This window comes from Williamsia maris (genome assembly GCF_024171815.1).
GTDB classification, from domain to species: Bacteria; Actinomycetota; Actinomycetes; order Mycobacteriales; family Mycobacteriaceae; genus Williamsia_A; species Williamsia_A maris.
This window is the reverse complement of the sequence record NZ_JAMTCJ010000003.1, coordinates 1,035,472-1,054,213: the sequence shown is the minus strand read 5'-3', so window position 1 is coordinate 1,054,213 and position 18,742 is coordinate 1,035,472. Positions and strand designations below refer to the sequence as shown.

Sequence of the window (18,742 nt, the reverse complement as noted above, 5' to 3'; positions counted from 1 at the left end):
GAATCGTGAATGTCGCGAGCGTGCAGGCAGCCCTGCGTCGTGCGGCCACCAGGGTCGCCGCGGCGGGCAGCGAACTCGCGCCGCCGCCGGTCACCGGCGGCGTCGAGGGTGTGGCGCGGTACTGGCGCGACCTCGACGAGGCCGCGCGGTCGGGCATCATCGCCGACCACCCGGAGTGGATCGGGGGAGTCGACGGCATCGCGGCCGTGGCCCGCGACGCCGCCAACCGCAATCGCATCCCGGGCGAGCGGGCCGAACTGCAGGCGCAACGCGACCGCCTGACCCGCAGGCTGGAGTCCTCTCGACTACCGGCCTGGTGGCACCAGAAGCTCCGGAAGCTGTTCTCCTCGGCCGACGAGAACGGCTGGTACGTCGATCAGAAGCTGCGTGACCTCGAGGTGATCGAGAAGCAGATCACCCACGAGCACCTCTATCTGCTCCTGCTCGACGTCCGCCGCGCCAAGCGGGGGCTGGCCGCGATCGCCATCGGCGATCCGGATGCGGCGACGCACATCTCGGTGACCACTCCGGGTCTGGGGACCACGGTGAGCGGTTCGCTGGACGGGATGCGCAGGCAGGCCGAGGAACTGACGAAGGTCTGCGTCGCCGAGCTGCGTCGCTTCGGTGGCGGGCGGGAGCGGCAGGTGGTCGCGAACATCGCGTGGCTGGGGTACGTGCCGCCCAACCTCACCGGGCCGAACCGATTGGCCCGGCTCGTCGGCATCGGCGAGCTCGGCACCTCCCGCGTCGCGGTCCGATCGGCGCCGCGGCTGAGCGAGTTCTACCGTGGATTGCGTGCCACGGCCGAGGTCGACACCCCGCACATCACCGCGCTGGGTCACTCCTACGGATCACTGGTCACCTCACTGGCGTTGGGACGCAACGGCGGTCAGTCGGTCGACGACGTGGTCTTCTACGGGTCGCCAGGGCTGTCCCCGACGTGGTCGCCGCAGCATTTCCGACAGGCGTCGGACTACGGACTCACCGACGGTCACGTCTACGTCATGAAGGGTGCGCAGGACCGCATCGCCGAGCTCGGCTACTTCGGCGGCGACCCCTACGACGACCACTTCGTCGCGCTGTCCGCCGCGGCGGGCACGAGCCCGGACGGTCGGTACCGCGAGGGCGCACCCCGGCACGCCGACTACCCGCGCACCTTCGGCTCCTGCGGTGACGAGACGCTGCGGATGTCGGGGTACAACTTCGCGGTGATCATCGTCGGCCTGCCCGAACTCGCGGTCCGTGCCTGAGGTGGGCGGCACGCCGATCAGAATCGAGTGCGCCGACGGGTTCCCGCTCGGCGGACACCGGTGGACGCCCGAGCGGCCCGACGAGGGCCCGCTGCGGGTGGTGATCGTGACCGCCGCGACCGGCGTGGTGGCGACGTACTACCACCGCTACGCCGCGTTCTTGGCCGAGGCCGGCTTCCACGTCATCACCTTCGACTACCGCGGCATCGGGGCATCGCGACCGGAACGTCTGCGCGACATGCGATGTCGGTGGCAGGACTGGGGACGCCTCGACTTCGACGCCGTCGTCGCACACGTGCGCTCGCAGTGGCCGGACGCCGAGATCGCGGTGGTCGGACACAGCGTGGGAGGGGTCGTCCCTCTCTGGGCGAGTCGGTCGGTCGAGATCACCCGGATGCTCACCGTCGGCGGCCAGTACAACTGGTGGCGGGACTGGGCGCCGTCGGCGCGCCGAACGTTCTTCTGGCGATGGAAGGTGGTCACACCGGTGCTCGCGCTCGTGTGTGGGTACCTCCCGGCCAAACGGCTGGGCTGGATGGAGGACGTGCCCCGCGGGGTCGCCTGGGAGTGCGCTTGGCGTCGTCGCCGGATGGAGGACAACTACCCCCGCCGCGAACGAACGGGCGTGCGGGCCACGGCCGCCGCCATCGAGGCGTCGGTCCTCGCCGTCGCGACGACCGACGACGACTACGGCACCGTCCCCGCGCTGCGACGTCCCCTGGACTACCTTCCCGACGCGCCGCGCACCCAGGTGATGATCCCGCCCGCCGCGCTGGGACACGGCTCGATCGGTCACTTCGGGCTCTTCCACAGCCGACACCGCGACGACTTCTGGCGGATGTCGTTGCGCTGGCTCCGCGACGGGGAGAACCCCTGGCCGGAACTGGTGGTGTGGTCGAGTCCGTAGGGTCGGACGGGTGAGCACCGATCAGCCCGTGACCATCGTCGGAGCCGGTATGTCGGGGGCGTCCTGCGCGGCGGCGTTGGCCGCCGCGGGGGTGGCGGTTCGGGTTCTCGACCGCGGTCGCGCCCCGGGCGGGCGGATGGCGTCGCCGGAACTCCGCGGCCGACGCGTCGATGTCGGCGCCGGCTACTTCACCGTCCGCGACGAGGGTTTCGACGCCGTCGTACGGCGGTGGCAGGCGGCCGGTCTGGCGCGCGAGTGGACCGACACGTTCGGGGTCCTGGGTGCCGACGGCGGTTCCCGGACCTCGACCGGTCCGATGCGCTGGGCGACGCCCGGCGGTCTGCGGTCGCTGGTGCGTGACGTCCTCGGTGACATCGAGGTCACGACGGTCGACGTCGACGACCTCCCCGACGGCGACGTGGTGATCGCGATGCCCGACCCACAGGCCGCCCGGATCACCTCGGTCCCCGATCCCGTCGAGTACGAGGCCGTGATCGCGGTGGTGTGCGAATTCGACTCGAGGACATCGGCGTCGGCGGCTCTCCCGTTCGTCGACGCGGCGTTCGTCAACGACCACCCCGACATCGCGTTCATCGCCGACGACGGTGCGCGTCGCGGTGACAACGTGCCGGTCCTCGTCGTCCACACCACCGGTGATCGCGCCGCGCGTCACCTCGACGACCCCGATTCGGTGGTGCCCTTCGTGACCGAGGCGGTCACCGGGGTACTCGGTGTCGACGCGCCGATCTGGACCCACGCGCACCGGTGGACCTTCGCCAAACCGTCGGATCAGCACGACGCGAGTCACCACCTCGCGACCGTGGACGGCCGGCTGGTGGGGCTCGCCGGTGACCAGTGGTGTCCGCAGGGCTCGCCGCGCGTCGAGAGCGCCTGGCGATCGGGGGCCGACCTCGCGGCCGCGATCATCGCCGCCCGCAGATGACTCAGCGCGGGATGAACAGCCCTTCGAGGGTGGCGGTGTCCTCGGCCGAGACGCCGATCTGATCCCAGTCCGCCTCGACGGTCAGCACCGCGTAGGCCGAGGTGGGGAACTGGTCGATGTCGGCGTCCGGGTCGAGGGTGAGCGCGGTCGCGGGCATCCCCGGCTCGTGGCCGACGACGAGCACGGTCTGCGCGTCCTCGGCGACGTGGGCGCGAATCGCCTCGAACACGTCGTCAGGGGTACCGCCGTACACCGCGTCGACATAGGACACCGAGTCCGCGTCGATCCCGGTCCGCTGCAGCGTCTGCCGGGTACGGGTGGCGGTCGAACAGATCACGGCGTCGACCTCGAGACCGTCGCGGGCCATCCATTCGCCGGCCAGCTCCGCCTCGCGGATGCCCCGCTCGGCCAGTGGCCGTTCGTGGTCGGCCACGCCGTCGGGGTAGCCGGACTTGCCGTGCCGCATCAAGATCAAGGTGCCCGCCATGGGGCCGATCATGCCAGTCGAGCGGTCCGCCCCGTCGGCACCCGGCCCGCGGCCGCGTCACGATCGGCACTGCGCAGGATCCGTGCGGTGTGCCGCCACGCCGACGCCTCCTGCGCACAGTGCAGCGCGTGCTCCTCGTCGCCGCGAGCGTGGGCGCTCTCGGTCTCCTCGCGCAGCTCGATTTCCTCGTCGACGCAGAACTCGACGAGCCGCGCGCGGGCCCGGGCGTCCTCGGTCGCGCGATCGATGTCGGCCCGCGTCAGCGTCAGCAGCTGCTCCAACTCGCGCGTGAGCGCAGACGATCGACTGGACATGCCCTCACGGTAGGCGCGGCCACCGACACCGCGTGGGAACCGCACCCGGGGTGTCGGGAAACAGCAGACCGTGGAACCAAGCAAGTGCTAGGTTGCGGCCATGTCGTCCCGATCCAGATTGCGTACGTACCTGCTCAGAGCCGTCGCGCTGGCCGCGGTCGGGGTCGCGGGCGTGGCCCTCGCCCCGGCGGCCGCCGCCGCCCCGCTACCGGTCTCGTACAGCTTCTTCTCCGGTATCGGTCCCGCCCTCGCGCACCCCTACGGCTCCCTGGCCGGATCCAACGACTACCGGTGTCGCCCGAGTGCCGACCATCCGAACCCGGTGGTCCTCGCGCACGGGACCGGCGGCTCGGCGCAGACCAACTGGGGCACCTACGTCCCGCTGCTGAAGAACAACGGGTACTGCGTGTTCGCGCTCACCTACGGGGCGTTGCCGGGGGCGCCGGCCCCGTTCAACCAGATCGGCGGAATGGGCCGGATCGAGACGAGCGCCGCGCAGTTGAAGACCTTCGTCGCAGGGGTGCTCCGCGCCACGGGCGCAGCCAAGGTGGACATCGTCGGCCATTCGCAGGGCACGTTGATGCCCGACTACTACGCGAAGCGACTCGGCGGAGCGACGTCGATCGACTCCTACGTCTCCATCGCGCCGCTGTGGAACGGCTCCGGGGGCAGCGCCGTCGCGTCGTTCACCCCCACCCTGCGTCGTCTCGGCATCACCGAGACCGGCCTGCCCGTGTGCAGCGCCTGCGGCCAGATGCAGACCGGGTCCGACCTGCTGGCCACGGTCAACGCCGGCGGCAGCCCGTACGTGCCCGGGATCACCTACACCAACATCTCGACGACCGGCGACGAGGTCGTCGTGCCGTACACGTCCGGTCAGGTGGCCGGCCGGCCCGGCGATCGCGTGACCAACATCGTTGTCCAACGAGGGTGTTCGCAGGACCACTCCGACCACCTGTCCATCGCGGCGTCCCGTCGGGCCGCGGCGTTCGTCCTCAATGCGCTGGACCCGGAACATCCCCGTCCGGTGCCGTGTCTACCGGTGCTGCCGGTCGTCGGATGAGCGGCGTGGCCGGGAAGATCAAGGGTTCGCTAAGACTTTCCACACGCATGCCCGTGAGCAGCGCCGGACGGCGGTAGGACAAGTACTGTCGGCTCGGTGCACCTGTTCCTGCCCGCGAGCCTCGCACTCGTCTCGGCGCTCTTCGTAGCGGTCGGGACGCTGGTGCGTCAGCGCTCGTCGACAGCGACCGGTGGCATCACCCGACGCTGGTGGTACGGCGTCGCCCTGGCCGCGATCGGCTTCGCCCTGCAGGCCGTCGCCCTCGGCATGGGGACCCTGCTGCTGGTGCAGCCGCTGATCGTGTTGTCGGTGCTGTTCGCGCTCCCGCTGGAGGCCTACCTCGACCACCGGCGCCTCAACTTCCAGGAGTGGAAGTGGGGCATCGTCCTCACCCTCTGCATCGCGGCGTTCGTGTTGATAACCATGCCGCAGCCGGGCAAGCACCAGGTCGAACCCGCGGTGCTGGCCGGGACGATCGTGGTGGTGGTCGTCGTGCTCGGTGGCCTGGTCGTGTTCGCCCGACGGGTGTCGCCGCACTACCGCGCCCTGCTGTTCGGGTCGGCGTCCGGTCTGCTCACCGGTGTGCAGTCGTTCCTGCTCAAGGGTGTCGTCACCCAACTCGGCGACAAGATCTACGAGCCGCTGCTGCACCCGGAGCTGTATCTGATCCTGTGCGTCGCCGCGGCGTCGGTCTACGCGCAGCAACTCGCGTTCGCCGCGCACGACCTGCAGACCTCGTTCCCCGCGATGACGGTGATGGAACCGGCGGTCGCGATGGCGTTGGGCGTCCTGCTGCTCGGCGAGCGTGCCCAGGTCGACTGGTTCGAGGGCATCGTGGTCGCAGCCGTGCTGGTCCAGATGTTCTACGCCGTGCTCGTGCTCGCACAGCACGCCGCTGCCCGCGAGACGGAGTTCGACCAACCACCCGAACTCGTCGGCGCCACGGCTGCTTCTGCCCACTCCAAGCGCGATCACGCGCACTAGCCTCGAAATCGTGCACACCTGGCTCCCGGCGTTGCTGGCGATGTTCGCTGCCGCGTTCATCGCCGGCGGAACCGTTCTCCGTCAGCGCGAATCGTGTGCCGGCGGCGGGGTGACCGTCGGATGGTGCATCGGCGCGGCGGTGGCGCTGTGTGGGTTCGGACTGCAGGCGGCCGCGTTGGGTCTCGGCTCGATCCTGCTGGTGCAACCGCTCGTGGTGCTCGCCGTGCTCTTCGCGCTCCCCCTCGAGGCGTGGCTCGACCATCGCCACCCGAGTCGGTTCGAGTGGGCGTGGGGTGGCGTGCTGGTCGCCTGCGTCGCGGTGTTCCTCCTCGTCGCCGACCCGCACGAGGTCGACCGGAAGACCGACCACAAGCTGATCGCCGGGACCATCGTCGTGCTCATCGCGCTGGTGGCGATCTTGATCGTCGCGGCCGAGCGGTCCAGCCCGCACTATCAGGCGCTGCTGTACGGGCTGGTCGCCGGAACGTTGTTCGGCATCAGCGCGCTGCTGGTCAAGGCGGTGATCTACCAGGCCATCCACGACCCGATCAACATGACGACGCGGCCCGAGATATACCTGTTCGTGGTCGTCGCGGCGGGTGGTGTCGTCGCCCAGCAACGTGGGTTCGTGGCCGGCGATCTGCAGACGTCGTTCCCCGCGATGACGGTGATGGAGCCGGCGGTGTCGATGGCGTTGGGCGTCGCGTTGCTGGGGGAGTCGGTGGCGGTCGGCTGGTGGCAGACCGCGGTCATGGCCATCGCCCTGGCGGTGATGGTCCGTGCGGTGATCACGCTGGCGCGGATGTCGGCCGTGCGGGGTGATCAGCGGCCCGAGGCGCAACCCGGGGTGACACGGAGCGTCATCGGTAGCACTGTGGACCGATGACCACAGACACATACGACGTCATCGTCATCGGCGGCGGACCCGCCGGCGAGGTCGCGGCCCAGTTCGCCATCGCCGGATCGGATCGCACCGCCGCCATCATCGAGGCCGAACTGCTCGGCGGCGAGTGCTCCTACTGGGCGTGCATGCCCAGCAAGGCACTGCTCCGCCCGATCGAGGTCGCGACCACCGCCCGCAATCTCGACGGCGTGGACGTCGCGGACGGGATCGACACCGCGAAGTTGCTCGCCCGGCGCGACACCTGGACGTCGAACTACTCCGATGCCGGACAGCGGAAATGGGCCGAGGGCATCGACATCGACGTCATCAGCGGCCACGGCCGGATCACCGGGGACAAGACGGTGGTCGTCACGAACGACGGCACCGAACGCACCGTGACCGCACGTCTGGCCGTCGTCCTCGGGACCGGCAGCACCGCGACCGTCCCGGGCCCGTACGCCGATCTCGCGCCGTGGACCTCGCGGGACGCGACCGGGATCCGCGAGGTCCCGGAGTCGATCATCGTGGTCGGCGGCGGTGTGGTCGCGTGTGAGTCGGCGACGTGGCTGGCCGCACTGGGGTCGACGGTGACCATGCTCGTGCGCGGCAAGGTCCTCCGAACCCTGGACGATTTCGTGGGCGAGGCCGTCATCGAGGGCCTGACGACGGCAGGTGTCGACGTGCGGACCGGGGTGTCGATCACCTCGCCGACGCGCGAGAACGCCGACGACGCCGGCATCGGTGTCTCGCACGGCGGTCCGGTCACGGTCACCGTCGACGGCGAGCCGCTCACCGCCGCCGAGATCCTCGTCGCCGCGGGCCGCAAGCCCGCCGTCGACGGTCTCGGTCTGGACGCGATCGGCATCGACGACCCGTCGCAGCTGTCGGCGTCGAAGCCCGGCGGGCACGACTGGCTGTACGCGGTCGGTGACGTGTCGTATGGACCGATGCTGACCCACTGGGGCAAGTACCAGGCTCGGCTCGTCGGACAACGGATCTCCGCCGCCGCACAGGGGCGGACCCCGCCGCCGGAGCGCGACGACGTCCCGGTCCCGCAGGCCGTGTTCACCGATCCGCAGGTCGGCAGCACCGGACTCACGGCCCGGGAGGCCGACGAGAAGGGCTTGCGGACGACGGTGGTGACGCAGCCGATCACCGCGGCATCGGGAATCGGGCTGCTGCGCGACGACGCGACCGGCACCGCGCAGCTCGTCATCGACGACGATGACCGGACGCTGCTCGGGGCGACGTTCGTCGGACCGGAGACCGGTGAGCTGATCCACGCCGCCACCATCGCCATCGTCGGGAAGGTGACCGTCGACGATCTCTGGCATGCGGTCCCGTCCTACCCGACGGGCAGCGAGATCTGGCTTCGGCTGTTGGAGAAGTACTTCGGCTACTGAGGGTCCCGCGCGGCCGCGTCAGAACATGGTGCCGGGGTTGAGCAGGTGGTCGGGGTCGAGGGCGTCCTTGATCCGACGCGACACGTCCATCACGTCCGCACCCACCTGATCGGGCAGCCACGCCTTCTTCAGTCGACCGACGCCGTGTTCGCCGGTGATGGTGCCGCCGAGACCGATGGCCAGATCCATCACCTCACCGAACGCGAGGTCGGCGCGTGCGGCCTGCTCGGTGTCGGTCGGGTCGAAGACGATCAGCGGATGGGTGTTGCCGTCGCCCGCATGGGCGATGACCGAGATCATCACGTCCCGTCGCTCCGCGATGGCCGCGATCCCGTCGACGAGTGCGGGCAGGCTGGGCAGCGGTACGCCGACGTCCTCGAGCAGCAGCGACCCCAGCTTCTCCACCGCGGGAATCGCCATGCGGCGCGCGACGGTGAAGGCCTCACCCTCGGCGACGTCATCGGTCGAGAAGACCTCCGACGCTCCATTGGCCTCGAAAGCGGCTGTGATGATGGCGATCTCGTCGGCAGCCGCCGCGCCGGGGGCGTCGCTCTGTGCCACCAGCATCGCTCCCGCGGTCCGGTCGAGGCCCATCTTCAGGTGATCCTCGACCGCGTTGATCGCGACGGCGTCCATGAACTCGAGCATCGCCGGACGGATCTGATCGGTGATCGCCAGGACGGCCTCGGTCGCGTGGTGCACCGAGGCGAAGCTCGCGACCACCGTCGACGCCGGGGGCTGGGGCGGCAGCAGTCGCAGGGTCAGTTCGGTGATGATGCCCAACGTCCCCTCGCTGCCGACGAACAGCTTCGTCAACGACAGGCCCGCGGAGTCCTTCAGGCGTGGGCCGCCCAGCCGGATTGCCCGGCCGTCGGCGAGGACCACCTGCATGCCGAGGACGTAATCGGTGGTGACGCCGTACTTCACGCAGCACAGACCGCCCGCGTTCGTCGCGGCGTTGCCGCCGATGGAGCAGATCTCGAACGACGACGGGTCCGGTGGATACCAGAGACCGTGTTGCTTCACAGCGGATTTCACCTCGGCGTTGAGGAGGCCGGGCTGCACGACGGCCACCCGCATGACCGGGTCGATGGAGATCTCGCGCATGCGTTCGGTGGAGATGGTGATGGCGCCGACGACGCCGCCCGACCCGCCGGACAGCCCGCTCCCCGCCCCGCGGGGGATGATCGGCACCCTGTTGTCCGCACACCATCGGACCGCTGCGACCACGTCGGCGGTGCTCCGTGCGCGGACCACCGCCATCGGCAGTCCCGCCTCGGGGTCGAGGGCGCGGTCCTGGCGGTAACTCGCGATGATGTCCGGGTCGGTGACGACGGTGTCGGCGGGCAGGGCCGCGATCAGTCCGTCGAGAGTGAGGGTGTCGGCCATCACACCAGAGTAACCGCGGGCGTGGTGGGTGCTGCGGAAAAATGGGATGACACGGTCACGGGAAGGCCTACGATGAGCGCATGTCTCACGAACCCGACGCAGGAGAGTCCGATCAGCGCAAGGCGTTCCGAGAGGCTTTGGAGCGCAAGAAGAACGCGAACCATCTGAGCGAGGAGCACCTCGACGCCGGATCGAAGGCCGCCGGGTCCCGCGGCAACAGGTCGCACCAGCAGCAGTTCCGGCGCAAGAGCGTCTAGCGGTTCTCACGCTCGCTGCGTCAGGTCCTCCTCGCGGAACTCGGTGTCGGTGACCGGCGCGTTGCGCAGTTCCACCCGTCGGATCTTGCCGCTGATCGTCTTGGGCAGTTCCGCGAACGCGATCCGGCGGACGCGCTTGTAGCCGGCGAGGTGCGTCCGGCTGTGCTCGAAGATCGCGCGTGCGGTCTCCTGCGTCGCGTCCCATCCGGGCGCGAGCACGATGTAGGCCTTCGGTACCGACAGGCGCAGTGCGTCCGGCGCCGGGACCACCGCGGCCTCGACCACCGCATCGTGTTCCAGCAGAACCGATTCCAACTCGAACGGGCTGATCCGGTAGTCGCTGGACTTGAACACGTCATCGGTGCGGCCGACGTAGGTGATGTACCCCTCGTCGTCCCGGCTGCCCACGTCGCCGGAGTGGTAGTACCCGCCGGCCATCGCGGTGGCGGTCTTCTCGGCGTCCCCGTGATAGCCGGTCATGAGGCCCAGGGGTCGGTGCGCGAGGTCGATGCAGATCTCGCCCTCGGCGACACCCGCCTCGCCGGTGGCCGGATCGACCAACTCGATGACGTACCCCGGACACGGCCGTCCCATCGAGCCGGACTTCAGCGGCTGACCGGGTGAGTTCGCGATCTGCACGGTGGTCTCGGTCTGACCGAAGCCGTCCCGGATGGTCACACCCCACTGCGCCCGCACCCGCTCGATCACCTCGGGGTTCAGCGGTTCGCCGGCGCCCACCGCCACCCGCGGCGGGGTCGTCAGCAGGCCGAGGTCGCTCTGGATGAGCATGCGCCACACGGTCGGCGGGGCGCAGAAACTGCTGACCCCGCAGCGCTGCATCTGCGCCATCAGAGCTGCGGCGTCGAACCGGGCGTAGTTGTAGATGAAGACACACGCCTGGGCGTTCCACGGCGCGAACACGTTGGACCACGCATGCTTGGCCCACCCCGGCGAGGACACGTTGAGGTGGATGTCGCCGGGGCGAAGGCCGATCCAGTACATCGTCGACAGATGACCCACGGGGTACGACGCGTGGGTGTGCTCGGCCAGCTTCGGCTTCGAGGTGGTGCCGGAGGTGAAGTAGAGCAGCAGGGTGTCGTCTGCGCGTGTGGTGTGTGAGGCGACGAATTCTGTGTCAGCCGAACGGGAATCGGCGTAGTCGGTCCATCCCGGCACCGGCTCGCCGACGGCGATGCGGGTGTGTCGGGCACCCACGGCGTCGAACGCCGCGGCCAACTCACTGCGCGCGATCACGTGGGAGACGCCGCCGCGCTCGATGCGGTCGGCGATGTCGGCCTCGGCCAGCAGGGTGGTCGCGGGGATGACCACCGCGCCCAGCTTCATCGCCGCGAGCATGACCTCCCACAGCTCCACCTGGTTGGCCAGCATCAGCAGGATGCGATCGCCCGGCGCGATGCCGGTGTCGCGGAGCCATCCCGCGACCTGATCCGACCGCGCACTCATCTCGGCGTAGCTGACCTTGGCCTCGCTGCCGTCCTCCTCGACGATCCACAACGCGGGGCTGTCGTTGCCGGCGGCGACCACGTCGAACCAGTCCCTCGCCCAGTTCCACTCGTCGAGAACGGGCCAGGTGAACTGCGCGACGGCGGCGTCGTAGTCGTCGGAATGGGTGAGCAACAGGTCCCGTGCGGCCCGGAACTGCGCGGTCGCCGTGTCTTCGCCGGTCATCGGATCCTCTCCGTGGTGGTCTTCGGTGGGTGCAGAAGCTAGGATATGCAACTATAGCGTGACGGCCACCACTAATCGTTGAGTTTGGGGTACACCATGACCACAGAGATTCCGCACTTCGTCGACGGCCTGCGCCGTCCCGGGACGTCCGGCCGCAGCGCCGACGTGATGAACCCTTCCACCGGTGAGGTGCAGGCGACGGTGCCGTTGGCCTCGGTCGACGAGGTGAACGACGTGGTCGCGTCGTCGGTCGCGGCGCAGCAGATCTGGGGTGCGTGGAATCCGCAGCGACGTGCGCGGGTGATGATGCGGTTCGTCGATCTGGTGAACCAGAACGCCGACGAGTTGGCCGAGCTGCTCTCGATCGAGCACGGCAAGACCGTCGCCGACGCGCGTGGTGACATCCAGCGTGGTGTCGAGGTCATCGAGTTCGCCATCGGTATCCCGCACCTGTTGAAGGGTGAGTTCACCGAGGGCGCGGGCACCGGCATCGACGTGCACTCAGTGCGTCAGCCGCTGGGCGTGGTCGCGGGGATCACGCCGTTCAACTTCCCGGCGATGATCCCGTTGTGGAAGGCCGGCCCGGCGCTGGCGTGCGGTAACGCCTTCATCCTCAAGCCCAGCGAGCGCGATCCGTCGGTGCCACTGCGTCTGGCCGAGTTGTTCCTCGAGGCCGGTCTGCCCGCGGGTGTGTTCCAGGTCGTGCAGGGCGACAAGGTCGCCGTCGACGCGCTCCTCGAGCACCCGGACGTTCAGGCACTCGGCTTCGTGGGGTCGTCGGACATCGCGCAGTACATCTACGCGACCGCCGCTGCGCACGGCAAGCGTTCGCAGTGCTTCGGCGGCGCGAAGAACCACATGATCATCCTTCCCGACGCCGATCTGGACCAGGCGGTCGACGCGTTGATCGGCGCGGGCTACGGCAGCGCGGGCGAGCGATGCATGGCCATCAGTGTCGCGGTTCCCGTCGGTGAGCAGACCGCACAGCGGTTGCGCGACCGGTTGATCGACCGCGTCAACGCCCTGCGGGTCGGGCACAGTCTCGATCCGAAGGCCGACTACGGCCCGCTGGTGAGTGCGGCGGCGCTCGAGCGGGTGCGTGACTACATCGGCCAGGGCGTCGAGTCCGGTGCCGACCTCGTGATCGACGGACGCGACCGGGCGAGCGACGATCTGACGTTCGGTGACGCCGCGCTCGAGGGCGGTTACTTCATCGGTCCCACCCTGTTCGATCACGTCACCCGGGACATGTCGATCTACACCGACGAGATCTTCGGGCCGGTCCTGTGCATCGTGCGGGCGAACGACTACGAAGAAGCGCTGGCGTTGGCGTCGGATCACCAGTACGGCAACGGTGTCGCGATCTTCACCCAGGACGGCGACGCGGCGCGGGACTTCTGCGCCCGCGTCCAGGTCGGGATGATCGGCGTCAACGTCCCGATCCCGGTTCCGGTGGCGTACCACACCTTCGGCGGCTGGAAGCGGTCCGGATTCGGTGACCTCAACCAGCACGGACCCGCGGCGATCCAGTTCTACACCAAGGTCAAGACGATCACGACTCGCTGGCCGTCCGGCATCAAGGACGGCGCCGAGTTCTCCATCCCCACCATGCAGTGACGGGCGACGAATGACGATTCTCGATGAGCGGTTGACCGACGACGAGCAGGTCATCGTCGACACCGCGGCTGCGTTCGCCGCGAAACGGATCGCGCCGTTCGCGCTGGAATGGGATGAGAGCAAGCACTTCCCGGTCGATGAACTGCGTGAGGCGGCCGGACTCGGGATGGGCGCCATCTACTGCGACGAGCAGTTCGGTGGCAGTGGGCTCAGTCGGGTCGACGGCGTACGGATCTTCACGGCACTGGCCGCGGCCGATCCGACGACGGCAGCGTTCCTCTCGATCCACAACATGGCGACCTGGATGGTCGACAGCTACGGGACCGATGAGCAACGTGCGCAGTGGGTTCCGCGGATGGCGTCGATGGAGCTGATCGCGAGTTACTGCCTCACCGAACCGGCGGCGGGGTCGGATGCGGCCGCGCTGAGCACGAAAGCGGTCGCCGACGGCGACGAGTACGTGCTCACCGGGGTGAAGCAGTTCATCTCCGGCGCAGGCACATCCGACGTCTACGTGGTGATGGCGCGGACCGGTTCCGACGGCGCCGGGGGGATCTCGACGTTCATCGTCGAGAACGGCACGCCGGGTCTGTCGTTCGGCGCGCAGGAACGCAAGATGGGCTGGCACGCCCAGCCCACCGCGCAGGTGATCTTCGACGGCGTGCGCGTGCCCGCCGCGAACCTCGTGGGTGGACCCGATGCCGTGGGTACCGGTTTCCGCATCGCGATGAACGGCCTCAACGGTGGTCGCCTCAACATCGCCGCGTGCTCGCTGGGGGGCGCGCAGGAGGCTCTGGACCGGTCGCTGCGCTACCTCGACGAGCGGGAGGCGTTCGGCGGCAAACTGATCGACGAGCCCACCATCCGGTTCGCGCTCGCCGACATGGCGACCGATCTGGAGGCGTCCCGCGGTCTGCTGCTGCGCGCCGCCGCCGCCCTCGACGCCGACGACCCCGACAAGGTGACGCTGTGCGCGATGGCGAAGCGATTCGTCACCGACCACTGTCACGCGATCGCCGACCAGGCCCTGCAGCTGCACGGCGGGTACGGGTACCTGCACGACTATGGGCTGGAGAAGATCGTGCGCGACCTGCGGGTGAACCGGATCCTGGAGGGCACCAACGAGATCATGCGCGTGGTCGTGGGCCGCGCGCTGGCGAAAGGCGTCAGATGAGCACCATCGGATTTCTCGGACTGGGCAACATGGGCGGCCCGATGGCGGCCAACCTCGTCGCCGCCGGCCACACCGTCGCCGGATACGACCCCGTCCCCGCCGCCGCGGACGCTGCCGCTGCGACCGGAGTGCTCGTCGCGGAGACGGCGATCCAGGCCGTCGAGCGCGCCGAGGTCGTGATCACCATGCTGCCCAGCGGTGCTCTGGTCCGTTCGGCGTACGCGGAGATCCTTCCCGTCGCCCAGGACGGTGCGGTCTTCATCGACAGCTCCACCATTTCCGTCGACGACGCGCGGGACATGAACGCGTTGGCCGCGAAGTTCGGTTTCGCGCAGGTCGACGCGCCCGTCTCCGGTGGCGTCAAAGGCGCGACGGCGGGAACCCTGGCGTTCATGGTCGGTGGCGTCGACGCCGCGTTCGCCGCGGTGCAACCCGCGTTGGAACCCATGGCGGGCAAGGTCATCCACTGCGGCGGGCCGGGCAGCGGACAGGCGGCGAAGGTCTGCAACAACATGGTGCTCGCCGTGCAGCAGATCGCGATCGGCGAGGCGTTCGTCCTGGCCGAGAAGCTGGGGCTGTCGGCGCAGTCGCTGTTCGACGTCATCACCGGCGCCACCGGGAACTGCTGGGCGGTCAGCACCAACTGCCCGGTCCCCGGGCCGCTACCGGCCTCACCGGCGAACAACGACTTCACCCCGGGATTCGCCACCGCGCTGATGAACAAGGACCTCGGGCTGGCCATGGCCGCGGTCGAATCCACCGGCGCCACCGCGCCGCTGGGTTCACATGCGGCCGAGTTGTACCGCGCGTTCGCCGCCGACAACGGCGCCAAGGACTTCAGCGCGATCATCGAGACACTGCGCTAGAACCGCGGCGCCGCGGTCAGAAGTCGCCGGCGCTGCGGCGGAGGGTCTCGATCGTCTCGACGAGTGAGCGGGCCTGCTCGGGCGGTATGCCGATGTCGGCGAACACGGTCCGGTTGAGGGTGACCGTTGCCTCCTGGACGGTGGAGCGGCCGATCGAGGTGATCTCGACCAGCGTGGTGCGCCCGTCGGTCGGGTGCGGGACCCGGGTGACGAGGCCTGCGGACTCCAGGCGCCGGATCGCGTGGGTGACGCTCGTGACGTGCACCTGCAGGCGGACGCTCGCCTTGGTGATCGGCAGCGAGCCGGTGCGGCTGAACGCCAGCAGTCGGAGGAGTTCGAAACGGGAGAAGCTCAGGTCGAACGGCCGTAGTGCTGCCTCGACGCGGGCGAGCAGGATCTGGTGTGCGCGCATGACCGAGGTGACCGCGACCATCCCGTCGGCGACCTCGCCCCAGCCCGCGTCCTCCCAGTTGTCGCGCGCCTTGGCGATCGGGTCGAACCCGGGACTGTCGGACGGCATCTGTCTATTGTCACCGACTCGCGTATGTGGAACGTCACAACCCGGCGAAGTCGGACGCTTCGGTCAGTACCGCCTCGAGCATCGCGGGGGTCAATCGGCCGGTGAAGCTGTTCTGCTGGCTCACGTGGTACGACCCGAACAGTCGGATCGGCGCGGCGGTGACGTCGCCACGATCGCTCATCGGCAGGTCGACGTGCACGCCGTGCCCGAACTTGGGGCGTGGTCGGGGGATCGCGCGGCCGTGCGTCTCGAGCGCGTTCAACGCCGCCTGCCACCCGAACCCGCCGAGAGACATGACTGCCTTGACGGTCGGGGTCAGCAGGGTGAGTTCGCGCTGCAGCCAGTGCGAGCACTCGTCGCGTTCGGCCGGCGTCGGTTTGTTGGCAGGAGGAGCGCAGTGCACCGGTGCGGTGATGCGGGTACCCCGCAGCGTGAGGCCGTCGTCGGCCGAGACCGACGTGGGTTGATTGGCCAGCCCGACCGCGTGCAGCGCCGCGAACAGGACGTCGCCGCTGCGGTCGCCGGTGAACATCCGCCCGGTCCGATTACCGCCGTGTGCGGCGGGGGCCAGCCCGATGATGAGCAATGACGCATCCGCGGGTCCGATACCAGGAACGGGCCGTCCCCAGTAGGTCTCGTCGGCGTAGGCGCGGCGTTTCTCGCGGGCGACCCGCTCCCGCCATTCGACCAGCCGGGGACACGCCCGGCACTCGCAGATCAGCGAGTCAAGGGTCGCGAGATCGGATACGGCTGTCACGGATCCGACGCTACGCTCCGGTGGTGGTTGCGCCCTCGGGCATCTCGCGCGACGAGATGTCGACCGATTTGATCGAGCTCGGACTCCGTCGAGACGACGTGGTGCTGTGTCACTCGTCGCTGTCCAGAATTGGTCATGTGGACGGCGGTGCCGCTGCCGTCGTTGCCGCGCTCCTCGACGTCGTCGGTTACGGCGGAACTCTTGTCACACCTGCGTTTACCGGCGCAATCACGGAGCCATTCACCGCTGGGACGCCGACGACGATGGGAGCGATCCCGACCGCGGTTTTGGCCTGGCCGGGCCGCCGGCGCAGCCCGCACCCGCAGGCATCGGTCGCCGCTGTCGGGCTGGATGCAGCCCCGATTTGCGAGCGTCAACCGATGGCCTATGCGCTGGGCCCGGGGTCACCGTTCGAGGAGATAGTTCGCCGTCATGGCCGGATCCTGCTCATGGGGGTAGGGCACAACCGCAGCTCGATGCTGCACCACTCCGAGTCCAAGATCGCCAACCATCGGCGCAAGACCCGACAGTTCCCTGTTCGCGGCGACGGACAGATCTCCTGGGTCGAGGTGCCGGATGTTGGAGACGACAACGACACGTTCTTTCCGACAGTCGGGGCCGAATTCGAGCGAAGGGACCTCTCCGTGCGGAGTGGATTCGTGGGTGAGGCGAATGCAGTGCTGTTCGATGCGGATGCCTACGACCGGTTCGCGCAGCGTCGGCTGAGTGAGCTACTTCAGAACGGTGGCGGCTGATTCGCCCAGGCCTCGTACTCTTCGCGTTCGGCGAGGATCCGTGTGCGTCGACGCTCGTCGGTGGCCGTGGGCGGACGGGCTCGTCGCGACGGCAGGCGTAGCGACGGGAACAGGTCCGCGCCGTCGAACGCGTTGCCGAGGAACCGGTGCCCGGTCGGCGACTCGAACACGATCGCGCCGAACTCCCCCTGGAAGTCACGCCAGGCGGTGAAGGTCTTGATCCGATGGTGGAACCGGCACAGGGGTTTGAGGTTCTCGCCGACGGTGGCGCCACCGGATCCCGGGTGGCGCCGGTCGAAACGGTTCGTGTGGTCGAGGTCGCCCCGCCACGCGGGCGCGGTGCATCCCGGGAAATCGCAGCACATGCCGCGGGCGCGGCAGAGGGCATCGAGTGACGAACCAGGTCGATACCGATGCTCGCCGACTGTGGGATCAGTGGGGTTGATCATGCTGATCTTCGCCGCGGCCAGCAGGCGACGGATGGCGTCGGCATCGAGAACGCCGTGGCCGTCGAGGTATCCCGGCTGCTCGTCGAGACCCACGAGCGTCGACAGATTCACCACGACGTGCACGTTCACGACCGAGGACACGGGTGCCGGACCGGGGGCCGAGGCGTTGTCCGCGGTGGCCGGCGCGTCGAGAGCGTCGTCGGCAGGCGTCGTGCATCGCGGGCAGCGGCACGGCAGGGTCGCGTCGGGGCCGAGTCCGGTGGCAGCGAGAACGACCTGGGCGTCGGCACGCCGCTGGCTCATGGTCCGCGGGTCGGCGCTGCACACCGACCGTGCCATGTCGGTCAGTCGGGCGTTGACGACCGCGGCGTCGGCGGCGGCCAGCGAGCCGGACAGGCGGGACATCCCGGGGTTGAAGCGATCCGGCGTGATGTCCATCGAACGGTCCTGTTCGGCGCGCTCGCGGCGACGGCGCAACGCCTCCGCGTCGATCTGGCCGATCAAGAAATCCACCAGAGCTCGCAGGCGCGTCCGCGACATCGGCGGGCGTGCCGACAGCTCGGCGGCCAATCGACGGTCGAGCTGATCGCACTGGGCGTCATCGAACAGTCCCGCGGTGCGATCCAGGATGAGGCGCAGGTCGCTCATGCTGATCCGTCCGGTCCCCAACACCTGTCCGGTGAACGGCATCCTGGAGTGCATTCGCAACGCGGTCTGCACCGTCGCGCGCGCTGTACCGACGGGCACGTTGGCGACGGCTCCGACCTCGGCGATGGTCTGCTCGGTCCCGTTGGGCGTCAACTGGGTTGCGGGATCGTCGGCGAATCGCTCGGCCATGTCCTCGACCCAGTCGTCGGTGCGCACGTCGTGTAGCCGATTGATCAGATGCATCATCCGGAACTGCGCGGCGGCGACGGTGGCTGCGCAGTGGGCGATGAGTTCGATGACCTCATCCGCGGGGCGCGTGACGTCGTCGGCAATCGCCGCATCCAGATCCAGCAGCCCTGCGCTCACGGTCACCCCCGTCGTTCGTCG

The 18,742-nt window shown here is 69.2% G+C and carries 19 protein-coding genes; 12 read left to right on the top strand and 7 right to left on the bottom strand.

Annotated features, from left to right (window positions below; translation table 11 throughout):
* Nucleotides 1-5 precede the first annotated feature (5 nt).
* Genes LX13_RS23550 through LX13_RS18105 form a run of 3 tightly spaced genes read left to right on the top strand, consistent with a single transcriptional unit; the run spans nt 6 to nt 3,100 of the window.
* Nucleotides 6-1,250: an alpha/beta hydrolase gene (locus LX13_RS23550; protein ID WP_253662649.1), complete on the top strand. Its 1,245-nt coding sequence runs from the start codon at nt 6-8 to the stop codon at nt 1,248-1,250.
* Entirely contained in the window at nt 1,243-2,157 is a 915-nt protein-coding gene (locus LX13_RS18110) for an alpha/beta hydrolase family protein (RefSeq protein ID WP_253662648.1), read from the top strand. Before LX13_RS23550 ends, LX13_RS18110 begins: the two co-directional genes overlap by 8 nt.
* Before the next feature lie 10 nt (nt 2,158-2,167).
* Nucleotides 2,168-3,100, top strand: a complete 933-nt coding sequence (locus tag LX13_RS18105; RefSeq protein ID WP_253662647.1) for an NAD(P)/FAD-dependent oxidoreductase — start codon at nt 2,168-2,170, stop codon at nt 3,098-3,100.
* 1 nt (nt 3,101) lies between these two features.
* Here LX13_RS18105 and LX13_RS18100 read toward each other — a convergent pair whose 3' ends face one another.
* Together LX13_RS18100 and LX13_RS18095 are read right to left on the bottom strand one after the other, a co-directional pair.
* On the bottom strand, nt 3,102-3,587 hold the full coding sequence (locus LX13_RS18100) for a SixA phosphatase family protein (protein ID WP_253662646.1): 486 nt from the start codon (nt 3,585-3,587) through the stop codon (nt 3,102-3,104).
* An 8-nt stretch (nt 3,588-3,595) separates the two neighbouring features.
* On the bottom strand, nt 3,596-3,901 hold the full coding sequence (locus tag LX13_RS18095) for a hypothetical protein (RefSeq protein ID WP_253662645.1): 306 nt from the start codon (nt 3,899-3,901) through the stop codon (nt 3,596-3,598).
* Between the two features lie 100 nt (nt 3,902-4,001).
* On the opposite strand from LX13_RS18095, the gene LX13_RS18090 reads away from it, so the two are divergent.
* The 4 genes from LX13_RS18090 to LX13_RS18075 all read left to right on the top strand — a co-directional run bounded on the left by LX13_RS18090 (nt 4,002) and on the right by LX13_RS18075 (nt 8,234).
* Nucleotides 4,002-4,964, top strand: a complete 963-nt coding sequence (locus LX13_RS18090; RefSeq protein WP_253662644.1) for an esterase/lipase family protein — start codon at nt 4,002-4,004, stop codon at nt 4,962-4,964.
* 96 nt (nt 4,965-5,060) lie between these two features.
* Complete coding sequence (locus LX13_RS18085; protein WP_253662643.1) at nt 5,061-5,948, top strand: DMT family transporter; 888 nt, start codon at nt 5,061-5,063, stop codon at nt 5,946-5,948.
* Between the two features lie 10 nt (nt 5,949-5,958).
* Nucleotides 5,959-6,834 carry a DMT family transporter gene (locus LX13_RS18080; protein WP_253662642.1) on the top strand — a complete coding sequence of 292 codons (876 nt, stop codon included), beginning with the start codon at nt 5,959-5,961 and terminating at the stop codon, nt 6,832-6,834.
* On the top strand, nt 6,831-8,234 hold the full coding sequence (locus tag LX13_RS18075; protein WP_253662641.1) for a dihydrolipoyl dehydrogenase family protein: 1,404 nt from the start codon (nt 6,831-6,833) through the stop codon (nt 8,232-8,234). The genes LX13_RS18080 and LX13_RS18075 overlap by 4 nt, the downstream gene beginning before the upstream one ends.
* A gap of 18 nt (nt 8,235-8,252) precedes the next feature.
* Here LX13_RS18075 and LX13_RS18070 read toward each other — a convergent pair whose 3' ends face one another.
* Entirely contained in the window at nt 8,253-9,623 is a 1,371-nt protein-coding gene (locus tag LX13_RS18070) for an FAD-binding oxidoreductase (RefSeq protein WP_253662640.1), read from the bottom strand.
* 80 nt (nt 9,624-9,703) lie between these two features.
* Between LX13_RS18070 and LX13_RS18065 the strand changes: the two genes are divergently transcribed.
* Complete coding sequence (locus LX13_RS18065; RefSeq protein WP_253662639.1) at nt 9,704-9,880, top strand: DUF5302 domain-containing protein; 177 nt, start codon at nt 9,704-9,706, stop codon at nt 9,878-9,880.
* Between the two features lie 6 nt (nt 9,881-9,886).
* Here the strand turns inward: LX13_RS18065 and LX13_RS18060 are convergent, their stop codons facing one another.
* Nucleotides 9,887-11,569 (bottom strand): AMP-binding protein, encoded by a 1,683-nt coding sequence (locus tag LX13_RS18060; RefSeq protein WP_253662638.1) that lies wholly within the window; start codon nt 11,567-11,569, stop codon nt 9,887-9,889.
* Between the two features lie 96 nt (nt 11,570-11,665).
* On the opposite strand from LX13_RS18060, the gene LX13_RS18055 reads away from it, so the two are divergent.
* From LX13_RS18055 to mmsB, 3 genes are read left to right on the top strand one after another with little or no spacing between them, the layout of a single operon-like run.
* A complete protein-coding gene (locus tag LX13_RS18055) occupies nt 11,666-13,186 on the top strand; it encodes a CoA-acylating methylmalonate-semialdehyde dehydrogenase (RefSeq protein WP_253662637.1) in 1,521 nt (506 codons plus the stop codon).
* 10 nt (nt 13,187-13,196) lie between these two features.
* The gene (locus tag LX13_RS18050; protein WP_253662636.1) at nt 13,197-14,360 is read left to right on the top strand and encodes an acyl-CoA dehydrogenase family protein; all 1,164 of its coding nucleotides are present in this window, start codon (nt 13,197-13,199) and stop codon (nt 14,358-14,360) included.
* Nucleotides 14,357-15,226, top strand: a complete 870-nt coding sequence (mmsB, locus tag LX13_RS18045) for a 3-hydroxyisobutyrate dehydrogenase (RefSeq protein WP_253662635.1) — start codon at nt 14,357-14,359, stop codon at nt 15,224-15,226. The genes LX13_RS18050 and mmsB overlap by 4 nt, the downstream gene beginning before the upstream one ends.
* A gap of 16 nt (nt 15,227-15,242) precedes the next feature.
* Here mmsB and LX13_RS18040 read toward each other — a convergent pair whose 3' ends face one another.
* Both LX13_RS18040 and LX13_RS18035 read right to left on the bottom strand, forming a co-directional pair.
* On the bottom strand, nt 15,243-15,746 hold the full coding sequence (locus tag LX13_RS18040; RefSeq protein ID WP_253662634.1) for a MarR family winged helix-turn-helix transcriptional regulator: 504 nt from the start codon (nt 15,744-15,746) through the stop codon (nt 15,243-15,245).
* 34 nt (nt 15,747-15,780) lie between these two features.
* The gene (locus tag LX13_RS18035) at nt 15,781-16,503 is read right to left on the bottom strand and encodes a uracil-DNA glycosylase (RefSeq protein WP_253662633.1); all 723 of its coding nucleotides are present in this window, start codon (nt 16,501-16,503) and stop codon (nt 15,781-15,783) included.
* A gap of 23 nt (nt 16,504-16,526) precedes the next feature.
* Between LX13_RS18035 and LX13_RS18030 the strand changes: the two genes are divergently transcribed.
* Entirely contained in the window at nt 16,527-17,258 is a 732-nt protein-coding gene (locus tag LX13_RS18030) for an AAC(3) family N-acetyltransferase (protein WP_253662632.1), read from the top strand.
* Here LX13_RS18030 and LX13_RS18025 read toward each other — a convergent pair.
* Nucleotides 17,240-18,721, bottom strand: coding sequence for an HNH endonuclease signature motif containing protein (locus LX13_RS18025; protein WP_253662631.1), 1,482 nt, complete (start codon nt 18,719-18,721; stop codon nt 17,240-17,242). The genes LX13_RS18030 and LX13_RS18025 overlap by 19 nt on opposite strands.
* Nucleotides 18,722-18,742: the final 21 nt, after the last annotated feature.

What these genes read in the sequence shown, in the direction of transcription:
- LX13_RS18040 (WP_253662634.1), bottom strand. Translation starts at nt 15,746, where the DNA reads ATGCCGTCCGACAGTCCCGGGTTCGACCCGATCGCCAAGGCGCGCGAC.
- LX13_RS18100 (WP_253662646.1), bottom strand. Translation starts at nt 3,587, where the DNA reads ATGGCGGGCACCTTGATCTTGATGCGGCACGGCAAGTCCGGCTACCCC.
- LX13_RS18075 (WP_253662641.1), top strand. Translation starts at nt 6,831, where the DNA reads ATGACCACAGACACATACGACGTCATCGTCATCGGCGGCGGACCCGCC.
- LX13_RS18050 (WP_253662636.1), top strand. Translation starts at nt 13,197, where the DNA reads ATGACGATTCTCGATGAGCGGTTGACCGACGACGAGCAGGTCATCGTC.
- LX13_RS18090 (WP_253662644.1), top strand. Translation starts at nt 4,002, where the DNA reads ATGTCGTCCCGATCCAGATTGCGTACGTACCTGCTCAGAGCCGTCGCG.
- LX13_RS18070 (WP_253662640.1), bottom strand. Translation starts at nt 9,623, where the DNA reads ATGGCCGACACCCTCACTCTCGACGGACTGATCGCGGCCCTGCCCGCC.
- LX13_RS18060 (WP_253662638.1), bottom strand. Translation starts at nt 11,569, where the DNA reads ATGACCGGCGAAGACACGGCGACCGCGCAGTTCCGGGCCGCACGGGAC.
- LX13_RS18065 (WP_253662639.1), top strand. Translation starts at nt 9,704, where the DNA reads ATGTCTCACGAACCCGACGCAGGAGAGTCCGATCAGCGCAAGGCGTTC.
- LX13_RS18055 (WP_253662637.1), top strand. Translation starts at nt 11,666, where the DNA reads ATGACCACAGAGATTCCGCACTTCGTCGACGGCCTGCGCCGTCCCGGG.
- mmsB (WP_253662635.1), top strand. Translation starts at nt 14,357, where the DNA reads ATGAGCACCATCGGATTTCTCGGACTGGGCAACATGGGCGGCCCGATG.
- LX13_RS18095 (WP_253662645.1), bottom strand. Translation starts at nt 3,901, where the DNA reads ATGTCCAGTCGATCGTCTGCGCTCACGCGCGAGTTGGAGCAGCTGCTG.